The 7,704-nt window shown below is 36.1% G+C and carries 10 protein-coding genes and 1 tRNA gene; 6 read left to right on the forward strand and 5 right to left on the reverse strand.

Going from position 1 to position 7,704, the window contains the following annotated elements:
* The coding region (locus tag F6K22_RS24025; RefSeq protein ID WP_293103714.1) for a hypothetical protein at positions 1-322 on the forward strand (322 nt) is incomplete at its 5' end.
* Between the two features lie 232 nt (positions 323-554).
* Positions 555-776, forward strand: coding sequence for a DUF4327 family protein (locus F6K22_RS24030; protein WP_293103717.1), 222 nt, complete (start codon positions 555-557; stop codon positions 774-776).
* A 194-nt stretch (positions 777-970) separates the two neighbouring features.
* Here the strand turns inward: F6K22_RS24030 and F6K22_RS24035 are convergent, their stop codons facing one another.
* Complete coding sequence (locus F6K22_RS24035; RefSeq protein ID WP_293103720.1) at positions 971-1,450, reverse strand: tellurite resistance TerB family protein; 480 nt, start codon at positions 1,448-1,450, stop codon at positions 971-973.
* A complete protein-coding gene (gene pyrE / locus F6K22_RS24040) occupies positions 1,440-2,057 on the reverse strand; it encodes an orotate phosphoribosyltransferase (protein ID WP_293103723.1) in 618 nt (205 codons plus the stop codon). Before pyrE ends, F6K22_RS24035 begins: the two co-directional genes overlap by 11 nt.
* 587 nt (positions 2,058-2,644) lie before the next feature.
* Here pyrE and F6K22_RS24045 point away from each other — a divergent pair.
* Positions 2,645-3,046 (forward strand): hypothetical protein, encoded by a 402-nt coding sequence (locus F6K22_RS24045; protein WP_293103727.1) that lies wholly within the window; start codon positions 2,645-2,647, stop codon positions 3,044-3,046.
* 100 nt (positions 3,047-3,146) lie between these two features.
* Here F6K22_RS24045 and F6K22_RS24050 read toward each other — a convergent pair.
* A tRNA-Arg gene (locus F6K22_RS24050) sits at positions 3,147-3,219 on the reverse strand.
* Between the two features lie 81 nt (positions 3,220-3,300).
* On the opposite strand from F6K22_RS24050, the gene F6K22_RS24055 reads away from it, so the two are divergent.
* On the forward strand, positions 3,301-4,680 hold the full coding sequence (locus F6K22_RS24055; protein WP_293103729.1) for a hypothetical protein: 1,380 nt from the start codon (positions 3,301-3,303) through the stop codon (positions 4,678-4,680).
* A gap of 334 nt (positions 4,681-5,014) precedes the next feature.
* Here the strand turns inward: F6K22_RS24055 and F6K22_RS24060 are convergent, their stop codons facing one another.
* Positions 5,015-5,338 (reverse strand): hypothetical protein, encoded by a 324-nt coding sequence (locus tag F6K22_RS24060; protein WP_293103732.1) that lies wholly within the window; start codon positions 5,336-5,338, stop codon positions 5,015-5,017.
* 461 nt (positions 5,339-5,799) lie between these two features.
* Entirely contained in the window at positions 5,800-6,498 is a 699-nt protein-coding gene (locus F6K22_RS24065; RefSeq protein WP_293103735.1) for a choice-of-anchor K domain-containing protein, read from the reverse strand.
* 445 nt (positions 6,499-6,943) lie between these two features.
* Between F6K22_RS24065 and F6K22_RS24070 the strand changes: the two genes are divergently transcribed.
* Together F6K22_RS24070 and F6K22_RS24075 are read left to right on the forward strand one after the other, a co-directional pair.
* Positions 6,944-7,303: a hypothetical protein gene (locus F6K22_RS24070; protein WP_293103738.1), complete on the forward strand. Its 360-nt coding sequence runs from the start codon at positions 6,944-6,946 to the stop codon at positions 7,301-7,303.
* 154 nt (positions 7,304-7,457) lie between these two features.
* Positions 7,458-7,704: efflux RND transporter permease subunit (locus tag F6K22_RS24075; RefSeq protein WP_293103741.1), on the forward strand; the 247-nt coding region annotated here is incomplete at its 3' end.

Consider the following 7,704-nt stretch of genomic DNA (forward strand, 5'->3'; position numbering starts at 1 on the left):
TCTCCTACTCCGAGAGGGGGGAAATATAGTAGAAGGAGAAAAATCCTCCACCCTTGCAGGGGGGAATGAGGGGGGTCAAAATTATCAACCCCTAATTGTCAACCATGAAATTGTCACCTTACCTTCAGCTTCAAGTATTTCTATTCTTAGAGAACAAGTCAAAGATAGACCCCCTGCTCCGAAAAAAGTAGCTGTTATTGCCGACCCAGTATTTCAAGATAACGACTCTAGATTTCAAACAGCTTCTCAACCAAAAAAAGAAACAGAAAATAATAATTTAACCAGAATGAAATTAACCCGTTCCCTAGAATATTTTCACTGATAACTGATAAAGGTCTACACATATCGAAATTTTCAAGGTTAATTATCAAACTTACCAAAAATCAGCTTTTTAAAACGTCAAAGCAGCTACAGCAAAACACAAATATTTCTAGAATAATCAGATTTATGTTTCTAGATATGAGTTAGATTTTTGGCAAACAAAAAGTTTCACTCGAAATTACTAATTCTGGTTAATTGTCTGTTTAACAATATCTACGCTTAGGAGAAATCCAATGGTTCAAGCTACTCTCTACTCTCTTGATGTTATCAAGGATGAAGCACGGGAATTATTAAGACAAAAACTTATTAGTCGTCATCAATCTATTTATACTCTCCGTTGGTATATTCCTAATCGGGATTGGGATGAAATTGAGTCAGAATTAGAGAGAAATGACTTTCTGTCTAGATACCGTATTGTTGATTTGATTGGTAGAGAAGAATGGCGAGAAGATTAACCGATGAAATCTAACTCTATACCAATTCACTTTAAAGACGTCACAAATAGTTTCAAACTAAAGATGTGAAATAATTTGCTTAAATTACTATAGTGTCAAAGTTTTGAGCCTATCAAATATTAATGCATGACTTTTTACTTTTCACTTCCGTGAAACGGTATAGTTTCTTACCTCCTAATATTTAATCCGATCGATTAATCTAGTTCAAGAGCTTTTTTGATTTGCTCTAAAACTAGAGCTTCTTTTTGACTAATTTTAGGTCCTGTACCAAATATTCCTTCTCCAGAAGCATTAGCTATTTGATGAGCTATTTCATAGAGAAATTCTTTGTATTCTTGAGCTTCTTTCGGAGTCGCTTTAAGATGAGCGATCGCTACCGCAGCCTTAAGTTTTTCTAGTACATTTTCGAGAAAATCTTCAAAATTTTCTGAATTTTCTATCTCATTTATTTGAGTTGTTTTTTCGGCATCAGAAGTATCTACCAACAAATTATGAATCAGTTGATTATCCTGATAATTTAACTTAGCGTGCTTAATTTCTTTGCTAAAAGTAAATACTTCTTTAATAGCTGAAAAAACTGTAAATTCAGAGGCAATAATTATCATCGAAACCAAAGTAATTGCTTGTAATAATAACTCCCATTCTGAATTTGTATAATCTGCTTTAGTCGTCATTTTTATGGCTAATATTTTTCAGATTTTCTTGCAGCTCTGATATAGTAAATATTGACTCAAACTCAATACCTTCTTTCTCATAAAATTCTCCACCACCTTGCTGTCTATCAACAAGAGAAAAAATCTGATTAACCTGATAACCTGCCTCTCGTAGTCGATTAACAGCTAGCATTGCTGATGCTCCAGTTGTTACGACATCTTCCAAAACAACTACTTTGGCATTAGCCTCTAATATTGGCCCTTCAATGTAAGACATTGTGCCATGTCCTTTAGCTTGTTTACGGATAATTAAAGCTGGTATAGGTCGATTTTCATAAGCAGATACCACACTCACAGCAGTCACAATTGGATCGGCACCCAATGTTAAACCTGCCACTCCTTGAGTATCTTCAGGTAGTATGGACAATAGTAATCTGCCTATTATCAGAGCGCCCAGGGGATGAAGAGTAACGTATTTACCATTTATATAATAGGAGCTACTTTGCCCAGAGGATAGTACAAAATTTCCCTCACGATAAGCTAACCGACAAAACAGATCGAGTAGTTGTTGTCTAATAGTTATTAAATCAGCAGTAGTTGAATCTAAAGATGAAATTTGGTTTGTCATGCTAAACAATCAAAAAATAGTTGAAGAAAGTATTAGGTAGTAGGTTTTAGGTAAGCATTCAGCTCTAGCGCAGTCAGCACTTCAGCAAATAATGAATTATTCATTTTAAGGTTAAAGGAGTGTACTTTGGCAGTAACTTTTAATTTTCTCTGAAATAGCTGATAACGCACTTCCTCTGCAAGAGACTAGGTAAGAGCTGATGACTGAATTTACAGTTTTAGCTTAATTAAAAAAAAGCTATTCTCTCACTTCAATAGTAAATATCCCTATTCTCTCCAATACCCCATCTCCCTCAAATATATAATAAGTATTCAATCCGGATCTGATATGAGTTGGTTGGCAAACTCTTTTTGCCTATAACCTATTCTCCAACACCCAAAACACCTTCAAAGATTAGCAAAGATAATTTTTGGCTTTATAATCTCAGACAAAATCTACCTTAATAATAGGGTCATCAAAAAACTCAAAGTCTTTGCCGTACATCCGATTTGGGGATGGGACAAATAACCTTGAATCAATCACCCGATTTTGTATCACTGATATAATACGAGCAATTTAGCAATGATAATCTAAATAAATTATAATCTATGGCCATGAATTGGAAAAGTCTCAGTGGCACGATTCTTTTTTCTACGATCGCGACCCTAACATCTGTCCAGATTGCTCAAGCGGGACATCCAGAAGATCCTGCCCGTACATATCAACCTTTTGCAGAAAAGTTTAACCGAGCAACTCAAAGACGTTCTGGTAACTTTTTTGGGAACAGAGACATCTTGCATCAGATAGGTCGTTATTTTGGTATTCCCAAGTATCCAGAGCAAGCTATTGAGAGTGATAATCGCCGAGTTAACCAGTTATATATAGATGAACAAAGACGACAATTTTCTAGTACCCCAGTTATTCGGACTCCTGATTTGATTAACCCCTATAATCAATCTGTATTGACAGCTCCTCCTCCCAATTCAAATCCTAGTTTTGGTGGTAATTAGTTATTTGGGGAGTAGGGAGTAGGGAGTAGGGAGTAGTTCCTTAAGAAGCGCTATTTCTAGGATATTTTTTTCCTTCTGCCTTCTGCCTTACTTCCTCCAACGAGCACGGAGGGATTTGAACCCCCGACACCCAGAACCGGAATCTGGTGCTCTATCCACTGAGCTACGCGCCCTAACATATAAATTTAAGGATAGCATCTCCAGTCTTAAACTGGCAATAGGGGAATTATTATTTTTCCTGAAGCGGTAAAATTGTGACTGTAGGATTTTACCGTAACAACAGTATGGAAACAACTCATCATAACTTGTTAGAAAAACTAGCATCCCTATCAGAAAATTTTCCTAACTTAGGTATTCGCGTCTCCCTAGCAGCTAAAGAATTACAAAATGCAGGTACTCCTCCTTCAGAAAGTTTACTAGAAGAACTGATGGCCTACTGTAAAGATTTTGCTCATCTGAAAGAGCAAGGACTAAAATTGGCACAAACATCTCAAGTTTCTACTGGGGCAATACTTTCCTTTACAGACTTAGAAAACTTAATTAAAGCAGTTACAAAAACCACAAAATTATCAGGAAGTCAACCAGCTTTAGATATTCTTAATCAAATTTTAGCGATCGCTCATCAAGAACAACCAGAATTTCCTCCTTTACAATCAGTTAAAGCACAAGCAAAAGAACTATATAAACTAATATCTGAGACAAAATCTGAAAAATTACCTGATAATGCTCAAGCTTTAATTGAAGATAGACATCCACTTTCAGCAGTATTAAAACTTGTTAAACAGGGAAAAAATTTAGATGACGAACAGTGGTTAGAATTGGAAGAAAAAGTTAACATAACCTTTGGCAAAAAATTAATGTTAGCTATATCTAGAGGAAAGCTGATAATTGCCAATAATTCTTTACCAACAACATCTAGAATTAAATTACCTGCACTTGAAGAATTAGAGCGAACTGAAAATCTTGCTAGTCAAGCAACTAATCCTCAAAAGTCAACTACTGGAAATTTACCACCTTTAATAGTAGTACCCTCTGGTGGTGGCGAACCTAATCAAGCACCTATTGACGATCCAGATATAATGATTTTAGAAGATCCGACACCAGCAAAACCTCTAGACGAAATTATTATTGTTCCTGGAGTAGAAACGCCTCAAAATTCTCCTAAAATTCAAAGACCAAATATCATGTTTGGAGAAACGACTAATCAAAAGTCAGGAACATCTGTCGGATTAAAAGTTATAGTTCATATACAAAATATGGGCGATCGCTCATTTGCTGCTGGAGAATATGCAGGTACTCGCGGTCAAGGTTTCCGTGTCGAAGCTTTTCAAATTAATATAGAACCCCCTATTCCTGGGTTAAATTTGGAATATATGGCAAATATTGGTGGAGTTGGTGATACTCCTTGGTTAAAAGCAGGAAAATTAGCAGGGGAACGTGGAAGAGCGCGTAGACTAGAAGGATTTGCTCTGCAACTTACAGGTCCTCAAGCTGGTAGTTATGATGTATTCTACACTGCTCATGTACAAAATATGGGAGATTTGCCAGTTTATTCAAATGGTCAATATTGTGGTACTCGCAATAAATCTCTAAGAGTAGAGGGAATGAAAGTTTGGATAGAACCTAAAAGTTAGGAGTCAGGAGTCAGTAGTTAATCACACAAATACCTTGTTTTGTTTCATCTAATATCATCAGGACTTATATCATGTTCGGTAAAATAGTTATAATAACAGCTTGTAGTTGTGCTTTAGCGCTGCTCCACATATTGAGTGTGCTGAAGCACAACTATAAACACAGGACATCTCCGGAAAAGAGGGAGTAGGGAGTAGGAGCGATTCGCGAATCGCCCGTACGGGAGTAGGGGGAAAGAATTGATGATTTATGCGTATGGGATTGATTTAATTTTTAATTATCACGCCTATGTCTACAGGACTTTTTGATAATTAATTATGCGAAGATACTATTATATCATGTCTGGATCAGGGAAGATTCGGAGATGGTGAATATATCTATGTTTCTACCTTTTTCCCCTATTCTATATAGATAGATGGGGTGATTGGGTGATTTGGTGATGGGGTGATGGGGTGATGGGGTGATGGGGTGATGAGGAGATGGGGTGATGAGGAGATGGGGTGATTGGGTGATTGGGTGATGAGGAGATGGGGTGATTGGGTGATGAGGCGATGAGGAGATGGTGAATATATCTATGTTTCTACCTTTTTCCCCTCTTCTATTTCTCCATCTCCTGACTTCTGAGGACGTCCGACTGACTCCTTTGCCAAAAACTCGCACTTTGGCTAATATTCCAAATTGCTTCTATACAGGGCTTTTCAGATTAATGACCTCACGTCATAACCAAAACTCAGTAGGGGCAAATAGCCATTCGCCCCTACTGTGGTCTACCGTGCAGAAAAACCGCTTTCATTAATGGATAATTGATAATTGATAATTACCTCGAGTTTTAACCGAGAGGATTGAATATAAGGAATATTTTCTTTGTTTTCCCCTATCCAAGGGGAGGCTTCAAGGCGCGAATTATTTAATTATTAATTATTAATTTTTCGGTAAACATATAGCAATAACTATTTGTCTACCTGTTTACCGAAAAATTAAGGTTTAAAGCCTCTCATGAGCAAGGAGAAAAAACAAAAAAATTCCTTTTAAGCAATCCTCAATGTTTTAAGAAGAGGTAATAATTAATTATTAATTATTAATTATTAATTATTAATTATTGAACCTATACCTGAAAGCCACTATTGAGGCTTTTTCTTCAATGAACCTGCTAGATAAACACCAAGTAAACCCAAACCAAATACTGCGGTAGGTTCGGGAACATCCACGATTTTAGCATATAACATTGCCTCTGCTGTTGACTCTTCTGGGGAATTAAACTCACTGACGAAAGTATTACCACCGTCACTAGAAAAACCGATTAGTTTTACTGTGTAATTTACTCCAGCAAAGTTAAAAGAATCACTTGTGAGACCATTAGCTTGAAATTTGAGTTTATCTCCATCTAAAACTGAGTCTCCTGTAATGTTAGGAGTGTTAAAAATGTTGAAAGTATAGTTTAAGTTTTCTGCATTATTGAAAGGATTAGTAAAAGATAGCTTAACCTCTAGAGGAAAATCTCCATTAAAAGAATTATATGTGGAACCATTCCGATAAGTTAAATCACCAACAGCAAACTGGGTATTTACACCAGTGCTGAAACCTAAACCATCATATTGAACATAATTTGTGAAGGAATTAGCTGCATGAGTTCCCCAAGTTAACCTGTTATTTGTCCCACCGTTTTCATTGGAAAGAAATTCCGCACCAGCAGATACAACGGGTAGACCCCATGAACCAGATGATGTTCCAGCAAAAGTAATAGCTTCAACCTTTCCTGTTGTTGCCAACAACATTGTAGTAGTTGCTATTAAGGTTGGTAACAATTTAGTTCTGTTCATTGTCAACTATATCTCCTGATTTTGTGTTTTTATTAGTTAATTATCTCAATAACTTACTTCTTCTGCCATTTCTCTCTTCAGGAATATAGCGTTGATCAGGCTAATGAGGTACACCTAATATTCATTTCTATTCTATTCCCTGTTCCCTGTTCCCTGTTTCCAATTAAGTGTTCCCTATTCCCTAAAACAAACGGATTTTGTACCTTACCAGTATGGGAATTACTATACTATATTTACTAATGTTTCAATTATCAAAAATCACTATTTTTATCTAATTTTATCTCAGATATGTTAATAGTAAATTAACCTTCATAAAAGCTGGCCAAAAATAGGTTGTCGATCCTGAATATCTAAGCTAATGTTAGATTAAATACCATCTGTTTATTATTCGTATAATATGAAAATATATAGAGAAATATTACTCGGAAAAAGGACTAATTACTTAATGAAGACTACCTTCCGCCAACAATCTCTAATTACAGCTTTTTTAATGACTGTTTCAATCGTGGTTTACTGTACCTTGTTTTTGAATGAGGCGAACAGTCAAACTCCTAAATTGCCAGATAAAAATGAATATCCTCAAGATTTTGCGGAGACTTATCAGGCAAGTTGTCAGTTTAATGCTGTAGCAAAAGGATTGTCTGAAGAACAAGCTGAAATATTATGTAATTGTACCTTGAATCAGTTTCAATCTAAATATACCTTAGAAAAATTTCAGAAGCTATTGGCACAATCAGCAAAGGAGGAAAAAGGGGAGGAGTTAATAGAAATCGGAGAGCTTTGTGCTGAAAAGTTAATAAATTAATCTTTAGGGAATAGGGAGTAGGGAGTAGGGAGTAGGGGAGTAATATTATGTTTTATAATCAAAGCTCGTAGTAGGGCAATAGCCCTAAGTATAAGTATAGATGGGGCTAAAACCCTACTACAAACGATCGCTCTCTATAGAATAATGAGAATTTATGATGAAACAGTCTTCAGGCAAAAATCTGCGGCAGCGCTGGAATATTTCTAGGTGGGCGATCGCTAAACCTTGGTTAACTATTTGTTTTTGGTTAACTGTAACTATAGCAGGATTGTTTGCTTTTAGTAGTCTCAAATATGCTTTATTTCCAGAGGTCAGTTTTCCGGTAGTGGTAGTACAAGCAAAAGCAACTTTTGACACTGCTATAGAAACGGAAAAGGAAATTACTGCGCCTATTGAAAATG

Source organism: Okeania sp. SIO2F4, assembly GCF_010672385.1.
Taxonomy (GTDB): Bacteria; Cyanobacteriota; Cyanobacteriia; order Cyanobacteriales; family Microcoleaceae; genus Trichodesmium.

Excerpts from the sequence above, each read along its gene's own strand:
- F6K22_RS24030 (WP_293103717.1), top strand. The coding sequence starts at position 555 with ATGGTTCAAGCTACTCTCTACTCTCTTGATGTTATCAAGGATGAAGCA.
- F6K22_RS24035 (WP_293103720.1), bottom strand. The coding sequence starts at position 1,450 with ATGACGACTAAAGCAGATTATACAAATTCAGAATGGGAGTTATTATTA.
- pyrE (WP_293103723.1), bottom strand. The coding sequence starts at position 2,057 with ATGACAAACCAAATTTCATCTTTAGATTCAACTACTGCTGATTTAATA.
- F6K22_RS24045 (WP_293103727.1), top strand. The coding sequence starts at position 2,645 with ATGGCCATGAATTGGAAAAGTCTCAGTGGCACGATTCTTTTTTCTACG.
- F6K22_RS24065 (WP_293103735.1), bottom strand. The coding sequence starts at position 6,498 with ATGAACAGAACTAAATTGTTACCAACCTTAATAGCAACTACTACAATG.
- F6K22_RS24070 (WP_293103738.1), top strand. The coding sequence starts at position 6,944 with ATGAAGACTACCTTCCGCCAACAATCTCTAATTACAGCTTTTTTAATG.